Consider the following 629-nt stretch of genomic DNA (forward strand, 5'->3'; position numbering starts at 1 on the left):
TCACCCGGTCGCCCGGACGCAGCCCGGTGAATTCGATAGCGATGTCACCATGCAGGTTTTTTTCCGAACGGACGCTCAGGCCGGACAAATGGATCATTTTCTCGGCCAGCTCGACGATCCTCACGGGCTCGCCCATGTCCAGGACAAAAACATCACCACCCTGCCCCATGGAGCCCGCCTGAATCACCAACTGCGCCGCTTCAGGGATGGTCATGAAGTATCGAGTGATCTTCGGATGCGTGACCGTCAGCGGACCGCCTGACTTGATCTGCTTGTGAAACAACGGAATGACCGAACCCGACGATCCCAGGACGTTACCAAACCGTACCATGGTGAAGCGTGTTTTGTTCATTCGCGAAACATTGCTCGCATCTGCGAACAACACCGGAGCCAACTCTCGACTCAGCGCCTGCAGCATCAGCTCGGCCAGCCGCTTGGTGCTGCCCATGACATTGGTGGGCCGTACGGCTTTGTCTGTCGAGATCAGTACGAAGTTGGCAACACCGGCTTTCAATGCCGCCTGGGCGGTATTGAGCGTACCCACCACGTTGTTCAGCACACCTTCAGCGATGTTGTGCTCAACCATCGGCACGTGTTTATACGCCGCCGCATGATAGACAGTGTCTACA

Annotated in this window: 1 protein-coding gene; it reads right to left on the reverse strand. The window is 56.8% G+C overall.

All coding sequences use genetic code 11. From position 1 onward, the window contains the following. Nucleotides 1-629 (reverse strand): polysaccharide biosynthesis protein (locus AB4Z35_RS29980; RefSeq protein ID WP_442101158.1); only part of this gene is annotated, 629 nt, incomplete at both ends.

This window comes from Pseudomonas sp. KB_15, assembly GCF_052114525.1.
GTDB lineage: Bacteria > Pseudomonadota > Gammaproteobacteria > Pseudomonadales > Pseudomonadaceae > Aquipseudomonas.